We start from the raw sequence: 17,964 nt of genomic DNA, 5'->3' as shown, positions 1-17,964 counted from the left end.
ATGGTATCCGTACGAGGAAGTTTTTAGGCGCACTATGACGTTGTTAAGTGTTGGCAATCTGGGCAAGTATTATGGTGCCGAGCAGATCTTTCAGGATCTGAGCTTTCAGGTTGCCCGTGGTGATAAAGTGGCCCTCGTTGGCGTCAATGGCGCCGGCAAGAGTACGTTGCTCAAAATCATTGCTGGTCTCGAGACCCCCGATAGCGGCCAGGTCGCCGCGGCGCGTGGCCTGCGTGTGGCCTATCTGGCCCAAGAGGTGCGCTTTCAAGGTGACCGGACGCTCTGGGAAGAGATGGAGGCGGCGCTGAGCAATCTGGCCGATCTGCAGGCCCAGATGCTTGCGCTCGAGCCAGTCATTGCCGCGACCGATGCCCCCGGCTGGGCCGAGGCGATGGACGCGTATGGTGAATTGAGCGCTCGCTTTGAGCACGGCGGCGGCTATGAGATCGAGCCGCGCATCAAGCGAACGCTCCAGGGTCTGGGCTTTCACGAGGCTCAACATCACCAGCGTCTCAGTCAGTTTTCTGGTGGCCAGAAGACGCGTGCGGCCCTCGCAGCCACGCTGCTTTCAGATCCCGATCTGCTGCTCCTCGATGAGCCGACCAATCACCTCGATATGCAGGCTCTCGAATGGCTCGAGCAGTTTCTGCGCAATTGGGACGGTACGCTGATCGTTATTTCGCACGACCGCTACTTCCTCGATCGCGTGACGAAACGTACGCTGGAAATAGATGCCGGTCGCCTCGAAGAGTACCCTGCCGCTTATAATAAGTATCTGGAACTCAAGGCTGAACGGATGGAGCGGCGTCTCAAGGAGTTTCAGGCGCAGCAGGATTACATCGCCAAAACCGAGGATTTTATTCGACGCTACAAGGCTGGGCAGCGTGCCCGCGAGGCGAAAGGCCGTGAGAAACGCCTCGATCGCCTCAAGCGTGATAGCTTGGTGCAACGCCCGAAGGATCAGGCCAAATTACGCCTCTTCCTCGATACACAGTTGCGGAGCGGTGAGCTTGTGCTTGCCCTTGATAAGCTGGTGATCGGGTACCCTGGCGATCGCACCAGTGACTCTGATCCGCGCGTCTTGCTCCGCGTCGATGATGTGGCGATTCATCGTGGCGACCGGGTCGCGCTGCTTGGCCCCAATGGCAGCGGCAAGACGACGTTGTTGCGCACAATCCTCAATGAACTCAAGCCCCTCCAAGGACATCCGCGGCTCGGCCACCAGGTTCACCCTGGCTACTATGCGCAAGGCCACGATGTGCTCGATTGGAATGCAACCGTGATTGAAGAGTTGACCAGGGTTCGGCCAAACCTTGGCGAGCCTGCCGCCCGCAATCTGCTCGGTCGTTTCCTCTTCAGTGGCGATGATGTCTTCAAGCGGGTCGGCGACCTGAGCGGCGGCGAGCGCTCGCGGGTGGCGCTGGCCCAATTGACGTTGCTGCCTGGCAATTTGCTGATCCTCGACGAGCCAACCAATCACCTCGATATCGGTGCCCGTGAAGCGCTTGAGGGGGTGCTCAAAGAATATCCCGGTTCGATCCTCTTTGTGTCCCACGACCGCTATTTCATTGATGCACTCGCCGATAAGATCTGGTTCGTCGACCAGGGCCGTGTCCGGGAATATATCGGTGGTTATACCGATTTTGTTACCAACCGTGAAGCTGAAGCGGCCCGGGTACCCCAAGAACCTGAAGCACGGGAAGCCGATCTGCCCAAAGCTTTGCCGACGTCGCAGGCGCCCCGCCCCGAACCCGTTCGCCAGAGTCCCGAAGAACGTCAGCGTAAGCGACGTCTTGCCCTGCTCGAACAAGAGGTTGCCCTGCTCGAACAAGAGCTTGGGCGACTCAAAGCCGAGCTCGAAGCCGCCAGTGCGACCCAGAATATCAAGCAGATCACCGACCTTGGCACGCAATATGCCGAGCTTGAGACGCTGCTTGCCGCCAAATATGCCCAGTGGGAGCAACTCGCCGCCTAAGCCGTGATCTATCAGAACTATGCATCTATCTATGATGCGATCGGCCAGACCGCTTTTGCGGCCACCCTTGCCGAGCGCATCCTGGCAGCGTTGCCCCACAGGCCCAGGCGGGCGCTTGATCTTGCCTGTGGGACGGGGGCGGCCACCTTCGTTTTTGCTGCCGCCGGACTCACAACCGTCGGCGTTGACCGCTCCCCCCAGATGCTTGCCTTCGCTCACGCCCGTGCCCGGGCAGCCGGTTTTGCGGTGACTCTGATCGAGGCCGATCTCCGTGCGTTGCCCATCACGACCATCGCCGAGGCTTCACCGCATCAACCAACCCTGGAACCTGCGAGCTTTGACCTCATCACCTGTCTCTATGATAGTCTCAACTATCTGACCGCAGATAACGAGCTTGCTCAGGTCTTGACCAGTGTCAGCTATCTACTCAAGCCAGGTGGTCATCTCTTTTTTGACCTCAATACCGAGCACGAATTCAAGACCTGGACCGAGAGCGATCAGGTCGTCTACGATGACCAGGGCATCCTCGTGTATAATCGCCTCAACTATGATCCAGACCGTCGCCTTGCGGCAGGCCACATTGGCTGGTTTGTCCGTGACGATACCGGGCGCTGGTGGCCTGGCAGCGAAACCCATACCGAGCGTGCCTGGTCAGACAATGATGTGGAGGCCGCCCTCACGGCCGCTGGGCTGACCCTCGTCGCCCGTCGCACCCCTCGCTGGGAGCCAGCCCCGGCTGATGCACCCCGTATCGTGTATCATGCGTACAAATGACCTTTCTTGTATAAAGCTATGCATGATTTACACACAGCCCTGGCTGAACTGGCCCATTTCTGTGCCGCACACGGCGTTGAGGCATGGCTCGTTGGGGGGGCCGCCCGCGATCTCGCTCGCGGCGAGGTTCCCACTGACCTGGATGTTGCCGTGGCAACTGATGGGTATCAGCTTGCCCGTGCTTATGCTGATGTGCGGGGGGCCTCGTTTGTCGGGCTTGACGAAGCCCGGGCGACGGGTCGGGTCGTCATCACCGGGGCGCAGCCGCTCACGCTCGATCTGGCCGGTCTGCGTGCGCCAACCATCGAAGCAGATCTCGCGCTCCGTGATTTTACGCTCAACGCATTAGCGTTACCACTCCACTTTTGGACGCAGCCGACTGTTACCTTTGCTGATCGCGTGCCCGATGCGGCCTGGCTCGATCCAACCGACGGTCTTGCTGATCTGCGTGTCGGGGTGCTCCGTCCGTGTAGCCCTACAAGTCTTGCTGATGATCCGTTGCGTGTTGTCCGGGCCGCGCGCTTTTGTGCGCGCCTCGGGGTACAACCCCATGCATCCTTGCGCCCACTGATGCTTGCCACCGCCCCGGCGCTGGCGAACGTGGCCGCTGAACGTATCAGCGACGAGTTGCTCAAATTGCTCGATGCCCCTGTGTCGGCCCCCTGGTTGCACTACCTCGATGCCTGCGGTGCGCTCACCGTCATGTTGCCCGAACTCGAAGCCGCCCGTACCTGTAGTCAGCCGATTGTCCACTTTCTGCCTGTCCTGGCCCATAGCCTCGAAACAGTCGCTGCCCTTGATTGGTTGCTCAGTGGGCTGTTTGGTGAAGACTCGGTTCGCCTGTCTGCTGCCAGCGATGATCAACCTGAACCTGCCTGGCTTCCGGTCGCGGTGCAGACGCACCCTGGCCTAACGCGCACCCTGCCCTTTGCTGAAACATTGGCGCCGTTGCTGGGCGCTCCCTGTGGGGCAGGGCACTACCGCCGCGCCGCGCTGCTCAAGTTAGCCGCGCTCTTGCACGACAATGCCAAACCGCTGACTCGTGTGGCCCATCCCGACGGCACCGTTACCTTCTATGGACACCAGAGTCTCGGTGCCGAGCGCGCCGCGCTGGCCGTGCGGCGTTTGCGCCTGAGTCGACGGGATGGCCGCTATATCACGCTGATCATCCGCGAACACATGCGCCCCGGCCAACTCCGCACCAGTGAGGTGCTTACCATGCGTGCGGTGAGCCGTCTCTTCCGTGACCTCGGCGACGCCGGGCCTGATCTCTTGCTCCACGAACTCGCCGATCACCTGGCAACGCGCGGGCCAAACCTCGATCCCGCAGGATGGCAAGCCCATCTGGCCTGGGTTGAACTGCTCTTGCAGCACTACTATGCCCCCCCGATGACAAAACGCCAACCCCTACTCAACGGCCATGAATTGATGGCTGCCTGCAATCTGCAACAGGGGCCACAACTCGGCACTCTGCTCCAGGCAATCGCCGAAGCGCAGGCGGTGGGCGAAATCACCACCCGCGACCAGGCACTTGAACTCGCACGTGCTATGCTTGCCTCTGCGGGTTCAGAAGCAAACACTCAGGTGTAGTTGGCAGGCTACTGCTTGTGCGCGCAAGCATCATTCCTGGGGGCCGTGGATCCCCAGAAAAAAACAAACCCCTCCCAAAATGAACCAAGTAATGGTACAATAGGCAACTAGACTGCCATAAATATCAAACATATGGTTTCTACCCTCCTCACACATAATCATTTCTATACTCCGCACTTTCAGATGTCAGTACGTTGTAGAATTGTACTGCTCGTCAATCTTGCCTTGAAGCCTGAATTCATCTGGGTCGTGAACGCGCAGACCGATCAAGTGCCGCAACTGCGAAGTTGTGCCACCTGACAGGTTCCATCCCTTGCTCTCATCAGCCAATGTTGGCTCGTTGGGTATATTGAAGGAGGCACGGATGTTGGGTCGTGGTCGTTGGTTGTTAGTGACACTGGCCTTGACAATGCTGGTGTCGGGCTTTGCGTTCACATTTGCGCAAAGCAATCTGGGCAGCGGGTCGTTCACCGCCGCGCCAGAACGGATTGTCCCCGTCTCAGCGGCAGATCTGGACGCATTCCTGTATGAGCGGGTGTCCGCCGAAGATGCGGCGCTGATCGCCGGGATGGTGGCCCGTGATCGCATTGCCCCGCGTGGTGCCGTGATCCCTGCTGCGCAACGCGGCGAGGACACCACCATTGCCACCCTCGAAGCCATGGGCGACGAGGTGATCGATGTCGTGGTCTATCTCGATATGCCTGCCCTGGCCGAGCAGGTGAGCATCAGTGGTGCCCAGCGCACCGCGTATGCCAGCCGCATTGCGCAGGTGCAGACACGGGTCGGTACTGAGATTGAGGCGCTGGGTGGAACGGTGATCACCCGCTTCACTACGCTCAGCAGCGGCCTTGCGGTGCAGATGCCGGCCAATCTTGCCGGTCGCGTGAGCCGCATCGCTGGCGTCGAGCGCCTGTCGCATGTCCGCAATTACACGCGTGACCTGACCGAGACGGTGCCCTTCATCGGGGCCAGCACTCTGCAAAACCTGAATGTCACCGGGGCTGGCGTCAAAGTTGCCGTCATTGACTCAGGGATTGACTTTAGCCACCTGGCCTTTGGTGGCCCGGGAACCGTGGCTGGCTGGGAAGCCGCCTACTATGGCGCTAGCCCTGATTGTGACCGCGCGGCTGATCACGATCCTGATTGTGCCTATGCGCAGCCCGCCGATCCGGCGCTCTTTGGCCCGGCGGCACCGCGCATCAAGGGTGGCTTTGACTGGCTCGGTGAGCAGTGGGGTTCGCTCAATCCTGACGGTTCGACCAATACGACTATTATCACTGATAGCAACCCGATTGACTTTGAAGGCCACGGGACGCACGTCGCCGACATTATCGGTGGTGTGGGCTATCCGGCGGGCACCAATGAAGATGGAGCCTACCCCGCCAAGGGTGTCGGGGTCGCCCCCGATGCTGAGATCTATGGCTTCAAGGCGTGTGCGTCGTTCAGTTCCTCGTGCAATGGTCTGGCATTGCTGGCTTCGGTTGACAATGCCGCCGATCTTGACCGCGATCCTGCCACCGCTGACCCGGTTGATGTGATCAATATGTCGCTCGGTTCAAACTATGGCCAGCCCGAGGATGATCTCACCTACTTCTCGAATCGGGCGGCTGGCATGGGCATTATCGTGGTCGCGTCGGCGGGGAACTCGGCCGACAAGCCCTTCATCGTGGGAAGCCCCTCAATGGGTGATGGGGTGCTGAGTGTGGCGCAGACCGCCGTGCCCTCGGCGACGCGCTATCCGCTCTTCTATGCGAGCAGTACGGTCAGTGGCACGATCAATACCGCCGTCTTCCAGAACTGGTCGGTGCCCCCGACGAATGTCTTGATCCAAGGCCCCGTTGTCTATGGCAACGCGGATGGCTCCAATACCAACGGGTGTGCGGCGTATACCACCCCTCTGACCGGTTCGGTGGTTCTGGCCGATCGCGGGGCGTGTAATTTCAGCCTCAAAGCCAAAAACGCATCGGATGCCGGTGCCGTCATGTCACTGATTGGCCTGGTGGCCCCTGGCGACCCCTTCGAGGGTGGCGATGGTGGCGATCGCCCCATCAACATTCCGTCCTTTATGATCAGCCAGGCCGCCTCGAACCTGCTCAAGGCGCAGATTGAGAATGGTGTGGTTGCCGGGATCGATCCCGCCAATGCGATTAGCCTGGCGAATACGATCGTCGGCAGTTCGTCGCGTGGCCCGCGTAATCACGACAATGTGATCAAGCCCGACATCGGTGCGCCTGGTGCTTCGATTTCGGCGATCGCCGCTGGTGGCGCCGCAACCGGGCCGTTTGGCGGCACCTCTGGGGCCGCGCCAATGGTCTCGGGTGTGGCCGCGTTGCTCAAGCAGGTCTACACGGATACCCTGATCGTGCAGCAGTACAAAGCGCTGCTGATGAATACGGGCAACCTCGAGATCTGGCAGGGCGATCCTGGGACGGTGCTCGCACCAATTACCCGCATTGGTGGTGGTCAGGTGGATGCAACCGCAGCCTACTCGAGCACGCTCGTGGCCTGGGATAGCACCAGTGCCTCGTCGCTGGCCTGGACAGGCAGCATGTCGTTTGGCTATCAGACGGTTGCCGAGAGCCAGACCGTGACCCGTACCCTGACGATCAAGAACATGGCGAATACCGCGCAGACCGTGGCGCTCGCGTCGGCTTTCCGCTATGCGGAGGATGCCGATCAGGGTGTGGTGGTCACGCCCGCTCAGTCAGAGGTCACCATTCCGGCCAATGGCACGGTGAATGTGCCCGTCGTGATGACCATCGATCCCGCCGTCCTGCACCCCTGGGTGGTCAATAAGGGTTCGCTTGGTGCCAGCGGCGCTGCCCTGACGTTCCAGGAGTACGATGGCTCGGTGACGATCACGCCGACCAGCGGGACCCCGATCCATGTTGTCTGGCACGTGCTGCCCAAGGCGGTGGCTGATGTGTCAGTCGGTACGACCAGTCTGGTCTCTGAGACGACCGTGTTGAACAATGCCTCTTCGGTCGTGACCGGCGAGGTTGACATCTTCGATCTTATGGTTGCCGATGCCAACGACTATGGCTATACCGTCGGTGATTGTGCTTCGGGTGGCTTTGACCCCGGATGCAATCTGTCGCCTGTCGACCTGAAGGAATTCGGTGTCCGTGCAACCACGGTGGTGAGTCCGAACGATTTCCTCGAGTTCGGTGTGACCATCTGGGATAACCCGTATCGGGCAGGTCAGTACCCGGTCGAGATCGACATCTACGTTGACGCCAATAACGACGGCACCGATGACTATGTCATCTTCAACGCCGATCTCGCGCTCAATGGGAGCGACGGGCGCAATGTGGTCTTTGTGGTTGATCTGGCGGCGACGCCCAGTGTGGCCGTTCCCGTCTACTTCATCGACTCGACGTTCAATACGCAGAACTTCATTCTGCCGATGGATGCCGCGCTGGTTGGGGTGACCCCAGGACAGCCCTTCAGTTTCAGCGTCTTCCTCTTCGATGCCTACTTCGGTGGCCCCCCGTGGGATTGTGCGCCCAAGGTGAACGGTGTCTGCACTGGAACGTATCAGTACACGCCTGGGCTGTCACGTTTCGCCATCCCCGAAGCTGACCGCTTTGTTGATGTGCCTCCTGCTGGCAGCGTCAACGTCGCCTGGACGTCAAGCCCCGAGGGGGCTGCGGCGTCGCCATCACAGACCGGCCTGCTCTTTATGCATCGCCGGGCTCTCGTAGGCCGTGAGTCGGATCATGTGCTGAAACTCAACACCTATCTGCCCATTATTCAGCAATAGCCATTCCGGTTCGTGCATCTTCGCGCCCAGCGCCAGGGTTCCTGGGAACCCTGGCGCTGGGCGCGATGTTTTGTCTGGCAAGCAATAGCCCTTCTTGCGCAAGAAGTTGATAATGAGGGTACAATAGCGGGTATAGGCGTCACCTGAGCCACATAAGACCAGTTACGCTTGTGGTGCACGTCTATATGGTCGACGCTGGAGAGTCGGCCGCTTACATACAATGAGGTGTCTGTGAAAACGATCGTGATTATTCATCCGGGTCGAGGTGATGAGCAGCTTACGGTCAAATTGCTCGGGCAGGCGATTACGATGCGCCGGATCGGATGTGCCGGTGATGTTGAACAGGCCCGCGAGTTGATTCTGGCGCACGATGGACAGGTTGATGCCATTGGTCTTGAAGGGATGCCTGGTCGTTTACGCCTGGGCAATGCCAGTCGGGCCTATCCGCCTGGTCAACGCCTGCTGACCGCCGCGCACCATACGCCCACGGTGGATGGCAGCGGGGCACGGGCGATGCTTGAACGCTGGGCCGTGACCTTGGTCGAGAAAGCGCAACCGGGCATTTTCAGCCAGAAACGCGTGCTGATGGTGCCTGGCCTCAACCACGAGGGCCTCAGCCATGCGCTTGATCGCCGCGTCGGGGCTGTCCGTTATGCCGATCCGGTGCTCTATTTTGGGGTGCCGGCCCTACCTGGAATCGGGAGCCGTATCACCCTCGATAGTCTGGCCGGGCCAACCCTTGATCGCCTGCGCGAACTCAGCTTTGCCCAACTCGCCCACCCGCCCGTTACGAAAGGCGGGCGGCGTGCAGCCGCTCAGTTCCACTGGGCCGATGTGCTTGCCGGTGATGTTGATCTGATCCGGCGCTGGGCACCCCGCGACCTCAAACATAAACTTGTTGTGACGACCGCTGTGACCAAAGAGGATCGCGCTGATTTGCGCGAACGAGGGGTTTCGCTGGTGGTTGCGCTCTTCGATGCGCTGCTTGAAGGAGCCGATCCTCGGCATAGCTCAGCCGCCGCCATCGAGGCCGCCCTCGTCGCGTTACGACCCTCGCCCGATGCCCCCCTCCGCGAAGATACCTATCTTGATCTGCTGGCCGAATTGAACTGGATGCCCTCAGTCTATCCGTTGCAACCAAGTGAAGCAGGGATCAATCGGTTTGCTTTTGTCATCCACCCACTGAACGTGAAGTTCATTCATCAGCATAAGGTGTTTCGCTGGACCCGCTATCTGCCGGATGGTCTGGTTGAGGCGGTGGCGGCCTATGTCCCGCCCCTCTATTTGGGCAAGATCAAGGGCGGTGTCTCGCCCGCGACCGGTCAACGGATCGAAGGTCACTTGATTAGCCTGGGGGCAACCCCGCGCCAGATGATGCGCCACCACGAGCGTTTTACCTATCGCCAGTTGAATATCGCTGCCCGGATGTCGGAACGCCTCGGCGCACGCATTATGGGCCTCGGTGCTTTTACCAGTGTGGTTGGCGACGCCGGCATTACGGTGGCCCACGAGGCCGAGCTAGCGATCACCAGTGGCAATAGTTTGACGGTTGCAGCCACGCTCGAAGCGGCCAAACAGGCGGTGATCAAGATGGGCGCGACGGATCTTGCCCACGGGCGGGCGATGATCATTGGGGCTACCGGATCGATTGGGTCGGTCTGTGCGCGCCTGCTGGCCCAGGCGATTCATGATGTGGTGCTGGTCTCGATCGAGCCCGAAAAGCTCATCGCCCTCAAACGTGCGATCGAGGAAGAGGCCCCCGGCTCACGGGTCGTCATCGCGACGCATACCGAAGATATGGTCGAGCAGTGCGATCTGATTGTGACGGCAACCTCGGCTTTTGGGCAACGCATTATTGATATTAGCCGCTGCAAACCCGGTGCCGTGATCTGCGATGTGGCGCGCCCCCCCGATATCAGCCCCGCCGAAGCTGCGCTGAGGCCGGATGTGCTCGTGATCGAGAGCGGTGAGGTCTTGATTCCGGGCGTCACCGATATCGGCTACGACATTGGCCTACCCCGTGGCACCGCGTACGCCTGTCTTGCCGAAACGGCGTTGCTGGCGATGGATGGACGTTTCGAGGACTATACGCTAGGGCGCAATATTTCGATCGAGCGGGTCAAGGAGATCTACCGGCTCTTCAAGAAACACAACTTTCAATTGGCCGGCTTGCGTTCATTCGAAGCGTATGTTACCGAGGAAGATTTTGCGCAACGACGTGCGCTTGCTGCCCGTCTGCACGCCGATTCTGCCCTCTTCAAACGCACGCAGGCCGAGGCGCACGAAAAATTGCAGCACCTGCCCAAAGCGGCGAAAGGCGTGCAAGAATCGGTCTGGCACCAGGCTAGCACCCAGGTACGCGAATGGACGATCCAGGGCGCCATGGCCCTTGGAAGCCAGATCAGCCGTCGCCTTCCCCAATCCGCCCGCGACGAAGAGGTTCGCCGTTGAGGTTGAAGAGCGCGGTCTTAGCTGCTGCTCGGCGAGCGTTCAACGCTCACCGAGCAGATAATCAATCACATCACCTGCTGAGTAGCTCGTGCGTCCCCCGAGGAAGTCACCAATATTCTGCAACTCATCGCCACTCGTCAAGAGAGGCGGCTCGATGCTGCCATCGCGACGCTGTTGGGCAAAGCCCACATTGGCCATCAGCGCATTGCAGAGGCACTTGCGCCCCTCGGTCTCTTCGATGGCCCCACCCTTTTGCACAAACGCCGCAATTGGCTCACTGGCACAGCGAAAACCAATCTCACCCTCGGGGGTCACATAGGCCGAGCGCAGATACCCGAGGTCGCAGATGCGTTCACGAGGTTTTTCAGCCCCCGGATCGTCTGACCAGTGTACCACCTTAAAGGGATACCCGGTAGGCGACGCTCGCGGATCGGTTCGTACCTGAACTTCACCACGCACGGCAGCGGCCAGAATCGAAGATCGATATTCGGGAGCAAGGCCCGATTCTTCGCAAAACGCAAAGAGGGTTCCCACTTGAATCCCAACCGCCCCGGCAGCCTGGGCTTGCTGCAACCCCTCGGGGGTACCAACGCCACCAGCGACCCAGAAGGGCAAGCCAAGCTCACGAATTTTCGCGAGATCAACCGCATCACGGGGGCCATAGACTGGCTCACCATCCTCGTTCAGTTGCATTTCGCCGCGAGGGGGAGCATTGTGACCACCGGCAGTCGGACCTTCCACAACGAATCCATCAACGCGGCCACTCGCCTTACGCGCGAGCATCGTTGCGAGCGAATTACTCGCAATAATCGCCAGAAAAGCGGGGCGACGCAACGTCGGCTTTGGGCCTTCCCAGTACTCACCTGGGTCAAGGCGCAGCAACGCGTTTGCCCCCGACGGCAACCCCTCGACATCAAAGGCCATCGTCGCGGGCTGATGTTCGGCCAGGGCATCAAGGGCCGCAGGAATATCACGTGGAATGCCCGCCCCCATCAAAACAACATCAACCCCGGCCAGAATTGATCCATAGAGCATCGGGAGATTGGGCAGTTGCACCTTGGTCAACAGGTTCATGCCAATCGGCCCCTGATGACCCTCGCGCGCCAGCGTCACCTCAACGAAGGCCCCGAGCATCGCGATCTCCTGGCGCGTACGCGGTGTCTCTTGCCGAAACATCGGCAAGAGCGCGTAGGGCGTGTTAGGGGGGCGGCCTTCCGGCAGAAAATAGCGTTCGAGCATCCGTTCGACGACATGTGGCATCGGAAACTGCGCCATGGCGCGGCGCATATGCCCGTCAGGATCGCCATCCTGCAGCCGTCGCATCAGCACTGTATCAACCCCCGTCCCCGAGACGACCCCCAGTTGACCGCAGCGTGCAACGGCGCGGGCAAGTCGCCAATCCGAAATTGCGACGCCCATTCCCCCTTGAATAACTGGAGGCAGTGACGCTGCTGACATAGCTTCTCTCCTGCCAATACAACTAAGTCTCATCACGCACTGGCACCTTCAAACGATCGGTACGCTGGCGTTCCTCTTGCATATACGGCGTCTCTTCCCGGGTTAAAGGTAAGAGGATGAAGGTCAACAGACACATCACCCCGAGCAGGATAAGCGGAAAGAGATTGATCACACTTTGCATAACGATACCTCCGCATCTAAACATGCGAAGGTATCCTACTCGGTGAAGTGTAACCAATCAATGAGAACAACGTGACAGAGTTCTCACAGTCACACGAGTCAGACGTGCTACCTGAGACAGCGCCTAACGAAGAACATCCCGTACAATCTGCTCAAGGCGATCGAGGGCAAATGGTTTGGGCAGATAATAGTCAACGCGCTGCTCGCGAGCACGTTTTTCAAGCTCAGGCGTTGCATAGGCCGTAATCATTACAACACGAGTATCGGGCGATGTCTCTTTGATTGCCGAGGCCAACTGCAAGCCATTCATCCCTGGCATATTGTAGTCGGTAATAACCAGTGGAACGGGGCGCAGGGCGATCTGCGCCAAGGCATCGGCACCACCATTCACAGTGATAATGTCGTAGCCACCGGTCATATCACGCATGAGACGGTGCAAAATAATCAGAATATCGGGCTCATCTTCAACGAGCACGATTGCTGGATTGCGGCCAGAGCCATCAGGCATGACGCAACTCCTATTTTACTGGCAACTCAACCGCCAGTCTCGATCGCTCAAGCGAACCGTACCTTTTGTGAGAGCAATTGTAGCATACCGTGCTATTGCGGGCAAGAGAGAAAGAAAAAAAGCCTTTGACCTTTGGGGTAACAACTGATGGTATCATTGACGGGTTGTTGCCCCAGGAAGGTACGTTTGCCGCAGGAGCAGATCATCATGACCCAGTTGCCCGGAATCTTTCTCAACGTGCTTGTGCCCGTCTTTGCGCTCGTCTTGCTTGGCTACATAACCGGGCCGCGGCTTCAATTCGAGGCACGTACCCTTTCGCGTCTGGCCTATTTTATCCTCACCCCGGCATTTGTCTTCAATGTGCTCAGCCAGACCCGCATTGAAGCTGCGCTGGCAGGGCGAATGATCGGTTTCATCACCCTGGTTTATCTAGGCTCGATTGTGATCGCCTTTGTCACTGCCCGTCTCTTACGCCGTTCAGCCGCGATGACGGCAGCCTATGTGATGATCGCAGCGTTTGGCAATGTTGGCAATTTTGGGCTGCCAATCATTCAATTTGCCGAAGGCCCCGAGGCGCTTGGCATTGCCACGATCTATTTCCTTGCTAATCTTGTGCTTGCCTTTATCGTTTGTGTCTCGGCAGCCAATTTTAGCCATGGATTTAGTATGCGCATTGTCATTCAGGTCTTCAAGACCCCGGCTCTGCTTGCGCTGCTTCCGGCCTTGCTTGTCAATTGGTCGGGGCTTGCCTTGCCGACTGTGGTGAGTCGCCCGCTTGATCTGCTCTCTGGGGCGCTGATCCCGACGATGCTGCTCGTGCTTGGCGTGCAGTTGGCTAATGCGGGGGTGCCGAAACTCAGTGCCGATCTGCTGATTTCGAGCTCGATCCGGCTGATCAGCGGGCCGGTGCTCGCGTTCGCGACGGTTGGCTGGTTTATGCTGCCAGCCCTCGAACGCAATGTTGGGATTTTGCAGGCCAGTATGCCTACGGCTGTGCTGGTTTCGATCATTGCGATGGAGAATAAACTGTTGCCTGAATTTGTGACGGCAACGGTCTTGTTCTCAAATGTGGTGAGCATTGTGACGCTGGCGATTGTGCTCGTGTTGCTGTGATCCGCCGGTCGGCGGTGGGGTGTGGAGCGGCTTCGCCGCTCCACACGATTTTTTGGTTCGGTTTGGCGGCGAAGCCGCCAAACCGAACCAAAAACTGGGGTGTGGGGCGCAGCCCCAACGACTTTGCCTCAGCCCTGGGAGGTTCCTGGACGCTGCTTGTGGGAAGAGCGAAACAGTGGTATAACTCTACATGGTGGGCCCTGGCCCACTATGCTTTTGTCATGAATATACCCATGGATGGGCGGATGTGGTGCAGGATGATCCTGCTGCCCTTCCGTCTCTTTTTATCAGGAGCGATCGTTCGTGCGTGTTGCAATGTTGAGTGTTCATAGTAGCCCGCTGGCCCGTTTGGGGGGCAAAGAGGCTGGCGGGATGAATGTTTATGTCCGCGAACTTGCCCGTGAATTGGGGAGTCGTGGCATTCCGGTTGATATTTTTACCCGTACGCAGGGCCGTGCGACGCCAACCATTGAACCCCTCTCGTGTGGCGTCCGGGTGATTAATCTGCATGCGGGCCCCGCTGCGCCGTACGATAAGAATCTGGTGCAGGTTCACTTGCCCGAGTTTGTGAGCCGCGTACGTTGTTTCGCTGATGGCGAAGATCTGTCGTATGATGTGATCCATAGTCACTACTGGTTGTCAGGTGAAGCGGCGCTCCGCCTCCGTCGTAGTTGGGGCGTGCCAGTCGTGCATATGTTCCATACCCTCGGTGCCCTGAAAAATAGTGTCGCCCGAAGCAAGGAAGAGATTGAGACGAACCAGCGCATTGCGATCGAACGCCGCTTGATGCACGAGGTGGATGCAGTCATCGCTGCAACCTCACTCGACCGTGCCCAGATGGTCTGGAATTATGGGGCCGAGGCCGACCGGATCAGCGTTGCTCCGTGTGGGGTTGATCTCAAGCGCTTTCACCCTTCTGATCAGGCTGTTGCACGTCAGCGTCTTGGGTTGCCCGCCAATGAACGCCTGTTGCTCTGTGCTGGACGAATGGAGCCGTTGAAGGGGATGGATGCCCTAATCAGGGCGCTGGCGTTACTCCGCGAGCAGGGCCGACCAGATGCTGATGAGCTTCGTGTGGTGCTGATCGGTGGTGAACCCGAAACCCGGCCTCAGGCGTGGAATGCCGAGCAGCGTCGGCTCGATGCGCTCCGTACCCATCTGGGGGTCGCCGATCATGTGCGCTTTTTTGGCGCCCAGCCGCAAGAGTTGCTGCCAGCGTATTTTGCGGCTGCCGATCTGGTTGCGGTTCCTTCCCACTACGAGTCCTTTGGCCTTGTTGCGCTCGAGGCGATGGCCTCTGGTGTTCCAGTGATTGCCTCGCGGGCCGGCGGCCTTGCGCTGACGATCGAAGATGGACGCAGTGGCCTGCTCGTCCCTCCTGATGATCACCACGCGCTGGCGGAACGGATTGCGTGGGTGCTAGACAGGCCGTTGCTGGCGACGCAGCTTCGTGCAGGTGCCCGCCAGCGGGCCACGGAATATGGATGGCCGGGCATTGCCCGCCGCATGAGTGCTATCTACGAAACGCTGGTGCGCGAGCGCCAGCATGCCCGTGCCCTCCGCCGTCCTGTTGCGCAGGTTTCGTAAGTGGCCCTCCTGCCACGGCTCAACCGGGGGCCAACCCTTGCGTTGCTCTGCGCCGTCTATTTTGGCGCAGGGCTTAGCCTGGCCTCCATTGGGCCAAACTTGAGTGCGCTGGCCGCAAATGTTGGTCGTGACGTGGCTTTGATCGGCAGTCAGTTTACCGCTTTTTCGCTTGGGACTGTTCTGGTGCAGTTTGTGGTCGGCCCCTTTAGCGACCGCTATGGTCAGCGTACGGTGTTGAGTCTGGGGCTGTTGATGATGGGGCTCGGCATCCTTGGCGAAAGCCTCAGTCGGGATCTGACGCTCTTGCTCGTGTTCGCTGGTCTCGGTGGGCTTGGTTTTGGCTCGATCCTCTCGGCGGGGAGCGTACTTGTGCCACGGCTGTTTCCGGTACGGGGCACCTCGGCGCTCAACCTGATCAATCTCTTTTTTGGGGTTGGCTCGATTGTCGGCCCGCTGGTGGCAGGTCGCACGCTTGCCCAATGGGGAAGCCCTTTGCCAGCGCTCTGGCTTGGGGCTGGCTTGCTGCTTGGGCTGTTTCCCCTGGCTCTGTTGGCTGCGGAAGCCGATGTCTCTATTGAGGGCACACTCAACGGTTCTGTCCCGTGGTTGCTTGTCTTGCTGTTGGGTTGCTTGCTGCTTGTCTACAGTGGCACCGAAATTGCCCTCGGGGGATGGGCCGCCCTCTATCTGGAGATCGGGGCTGGCATGGCGCCGGCGCAAGCTGCCATTGCCGTTGCAGGCTTTTGGTTCGCCCTGACCCTCGGACGTGGGGCAGGTGCTTTGCTCGGGTTGCGTTTCAGTGCCCTCCAGGTACTTTTGATGACGATCATGCTCTTGTTGTCTGGCTCGGTTCTGCTCTTCTTCATGGTTGGCAATCCGACCGGTTCGATAGGGGCGCTGCTGGTGCTCGGGCTGGCCTTCGGCCCGATCTTCCCCACCACGATGGCCCTGGTTGCGGTTACCTCGGGGGGCCGAGGCACGGCGGCTGCGGTGGCCCTTGCCATTGGCAACAGTGGCGGTGCCATCATTCCCCCCTTGATGGGCCTGGTGCTCAGTCGTGCTGGCCCCCCGGCGGTTGCGCTGCTCGTCGTCATTTCGACGAGTATCGTCTTCCTCCTGGCCTGTGCAGTGGTGGTAGTTAGCCGACGTGCGCAACAGTTGTAGCGAGACAACAAAGCCGTCCCGCTCGCTATGGGTGACTGCCAATCCATGCCCCGTCACATCTGGCAGGTCACGGGCAAGAGCGAGCCGTGAAGAATGCCATCTGAGCCACCGGCTCAGATGGCGTTCGTTGACTATATGCAAGACAAATTGTTGCGGCTCATTGGTTAAAAAAACGGCCCCTTCAGGACTTTTTCTGATTGCAATGCGAAAAAAATGGTTGCGAACTCTTGCTTGACAACCCTATTCAAGCGTATTATACTTCGTCCAAGCGCGTAAGATTTTGTCTTTCTTGCAAGATCCCCTGAGTATGCGACACGAATGGGGGCATGCCCAACTGGCGCATCCCTATTGCGTAATGTTATGCCCCGCTGTACTGAGTCGTCCTGGAAAGGGAGCCGGCCATGAGTGGTACGAAGGCAAAGGACCCACGTTTCCCCGATTTTGGTTTTACTGTGGAAGAAGGAGCGCGTTCAACACGAGTTCCGGGGGGACGCACGATCGAAGAGATGGAGCCCGAATATAAGATTAAGGGCAAAACAACCTTCAGCGCCCTCTTCAAGAATGACCCCTTTGATTTCTGGGTGGGGCCGTTCTACGTTGGTTTCTGGGGGTTTATTTCTGTCCTTGGGATTATTTTCGGTAGCTACTTCTACCTCAATGCAACCGTCGTCAACGGACCGTTCTCGCTACCGCAGAACTTTTTTGCCGGACGCCTTGATCCTCCGCCTGCCGAAGTAGGTCTGGCCCTGGTCAGCCCTGGGCAACCTGGTTTTGTCTGGCAGATGACCGTACTTTTTGCCACGATTGCGTTCTTTGGCTGGATGATGCGCCAGGTTGACATCAGTATGAAGCTCAACATGGGCTACCATATTGCTGTTGCCTATGGTGTTGTCTTCTCGGCCTGGGTGACCCTCCAGATTATTCGGCCCATCGCCCTCGGGATGTGGCACGAAGGTTTTGTCCTTGGTGTTATGCCCCACCTCGACTGGGTTTCTAATTTTGGTTACCGCTACAACAACTTCTTCTACAACCCCTTCCACGCGATCGGGATCACGGGGCTCTTTGGCTCAACCTGGCTACTTGCCGCTCACGGCTCACTTATTTTGAGTGCAGCGCAATATCGTGGGCCTGAAGGCGGAGATATCGAGAATATCTTCTTCCGCGATACAATTGTCTACTCGGTTGGTGAGTCAGGCATCCATCGTCTTGGGTTTATCTTTGCCTGCGGTGGCGTTCTCTCAGCTAATCTCTGTATCCTCTTCTCGGGTTGGCCCGTGCAGGATTGGGTGAGTTTCTGGAATTTCTGGAATGTCCTTCCCTGGTGGAGTGGGGTGTAAGCCGCTGAGGAGCAGGGCGTGCTGCCTATCCTTTGAACCAGCGCTTGCCTACACAGTTGAGGAG

General features: G+C 58.9%; 12 protein-coding genes. 9 read left to right on the top strand and 3 right to left on the bottom strand.

Annotation, left to right across the window (positions count from 1 at the left end; all coding sequences use genetic code 11):
* Positions 1 to 34 precede the first annotated feature (34 nt).
* From EKD05_RS00400 to EKD05_RS00380, 5 genes are all read left to right on the top strand, one after another.
* Positions 35 to 1,975 carry an ABC-F family ATP-binding cassette domain-containing protein gene (locus EKD05_RS00400; RefSeq protein WP_129670332.1) on the top strand — a complete coding sequence of 647 codons (1,941 nt, stop codon included), beginning with the start codon at positions 35 to 37 and terminating at the stop codon, positions 1,973 to 1,975.
* A gap of 3 nt (positions 1,976 to 1,978) precedes the next feature.
* Positions 1,979 to 2,749, top strand: coding sequence for a class I SAM-dependent methyltransferase (locus EKD05_RS00395; RefSeq protein ID WP_129670331.1), 771 nt, complete (start codon positions 1,979 to 1,981; stop codon positions 2,747 to 2,749).
* 18 nt (positions 2,750 to 2,767) lie between these two features.
* Positions 2,768 to 4,339: an HD domain-containing protein gene (locus EKD05_RS00390; RefSeq protein WP_129670330.1), complete on the top strand. Its 1,572-nt coding sequence runs from the start codon at positions 2,768 to 2,770 to the stop codon at positions 4,337 to 4,339.
* Between the two features lie 364 nt (positions 4,340 to 4,703).
* A complete protein-coding gene (locus EKD05_RS00385; RefSeq protein WP_129670329.1) occupies positions 4,704 to 8,102 on the top strand; it encodes a S8 family serine peptidase in 3,399 nt (1,132 codons plus the stop codon).
* A gap of 231 nt (positions 8,103 to 8,333) precedes the next feature.
* Complete coding sequence (locus EKD05_RS00380) at positions 8,334 to 10,553, top strand: serine carboxypeptidase (protein WP_129670328.1); 2,220 nt, start codon at positions 8,334 to 8,336, stop codon at positions 10,551 to 10,553.
* Between the two features lie 39 nt (positions 10,554 to 10,592).
* Here EKD05_RS00380 and EKD05_RS00375 read toward each other — a convergent pair whose 3' ends face one another.
* The 3 genes from EKD05_RS00375 to EKD05_RS00370 all read right to left on the bottom strand — a co-directional run bounded on the left by EKD05_RS00375 (position 10,593) and on the right by EKD05_RS00370 (position 12,699).
* The gene (locus EKD05_RS00375; RefSeq protein ID WP_129670327.1) at positions 10,593 to 12,011 is read right to left on the bottom strand and encodes a nitronate monooxygenase; all 1,419 of its coding nucleotides are present in this window, start codon (positions 12,009 to 12,011) and stop codon (positions 10,593 to 10,595) included.
* A 22-nt stretch (positions 12,012 to 12,033) separates the two neighbouring features.
* A complete protein-coding gene (locus EKD05_RS25590) occupies positions 12,034 to 12,192 on the bottom strand; it encodes a hypothetical protein (RefSeq protein ID WP_165360515.1) in 159 nt (52 codons plus the stop codon).
* Positions 12,193 to 12,315: 123 nt separating this feature from the next.
* Positions 12,316 to 12,699: a response regulator gene (locus tag EKD05_RS00370; RefSeq protein WP_097654913.1), complete on the bottom strand. Its 384-nt coding sequence runs from the start codon at positions 12,697 to 12,699 to the stop codon at positions 12,316 to 12,318.
* A gap of 207 nt (positions 12,700 to 12,906) precedes the next feature.
* Here EKD05_RS00370 and EKD05_RS00365 point away from each other — a divergent pair, with 207 nt between their 5' ends.
* From EKD05_RS00365 to EKD05_RS00350, 4 genes are all read left to right on the top strand, one after another.
* Positions 12,907 to 13,812 (top strand): AEC family transporter, encoded by a 906-nt coding sequence (locus EKD05_RS00365; RefSeq protein WP_129670326.1) that lies wholly within the window; start codon positions 12,907 to 12,909, stop codon positions 13,810 to 13,812.
* A 303-nt stretch (positions 13,813 to 14,115) separates the two neighbouring features.
* A complete protein-coding gene (locus EKD05_RS00360) occupies positions 14,116 to 15,399 on the top strand; it encodes a glycosyltransferase (RefSeq protein ID WP_129670325.1) in 1,284 nt (427 codons plus the stop codon).
* Positions 15,400 to 16,563: a sugar MFS transporter gene (locus EKD05_RS00355; protein ID WP_129670324.1), complete on the top strand. Its 1,164-nt coding sequence runs from the start codon at positions 15,400 to 15,402 to the stop codon at positions 16,561 to 16,563.
* A gap of 401 nt (positions 16,564 to 16,964) precedes the next feature.
* The gene (locus EKD05_RS00350) at positions 16,965 to 17,900 is read left to right on the top strand and encodes a photosynthetic reaction center subunit L (protein WP_129670323.1); all 936 of its coding nucleotides are present in this window, start codon (positions 16,965 to 16,967) and stop codon (positions 17,898 to 17,900) included.
* Positions 17,901 to 17,964: the final 64 nt, after the last annotated feature.

The sequence above is a fragment of the Candidatus Chloroploca sp. Khr17 genome (assembly GCF_004138165.1).
Taxonomy (GTDB): domain Bacteria; phylum Chloroflexota; class Chloroflexia; order Chloroflexales; family Chloroflexaceae; genus Chloroploca.
The sequence above is the reverse complement of the archived record's forward strand: the minus strand, read 5'-3'. Positions and strand labels throughout refer to the sequence as shown.

Excerpts from the sequence above, each read along its gene's own strand:
- EKD05_RS00400 (WP_129670332.1), top strand. The coding sequence starts at position 35 with ATGACGTTGTTAAGTGTTGGCAATCTGGGCAAGTATTATGGTGCCGAG.
- EKD05_RS00390 (WP_129670330.1), top strand. The coding sequence starts at position 2,768 with ATGCATGATTTACACACAGCCCTGGCTGAACTGGCCCATTTCTGTGCC.
- EKD05_RS00385 (WP_129670329.1), top strand. The coding sequence starts at position 4,704 with ATGTTGGGTCGTGGTCGTTGGTTGTTAGTGACACTGGCCTTGACAATG.
- EKD05_RS00375 (WP_129670327.1), bottom strand. The coding sequence starts at position 12,011 with ATGTCAGCAGCGTCACTGCCTCCAGTTATTCAAGGGGGAATGGGCGTC.
- EKD05_RS25590 (WP_165360515.1), bottom strand. The coding sequence starts at position 12,192 with ATGCAAAGTGTGATCAATCTCTTTCCGCTTATCCTGCTCGGGGTGATG.
- EKD05_RS00370 (WP_097654913.1), bottom strand. The coding sequence starts at position 12,699 with ATGCCTGATGGCTCTGGCCGCAATCCAGCAATCGTGCTCGTTGAAGAT.
- EKD05_RS00365 (WP_129670326.1), top strand. The coding sequence starts at position 12,907 with ATGACCCAGTTGCCCGGAATCTTTCTCAACGTGCTTGTGCCCGTCTTT.
- EKD05_RS00350 (WP_129670323.1), top strand. The coding sequence starts at position 16,965 with ATGAGTGGTACGAAGGCAAAGGACCCACGTTTCCCCGATTTTGGTTTT.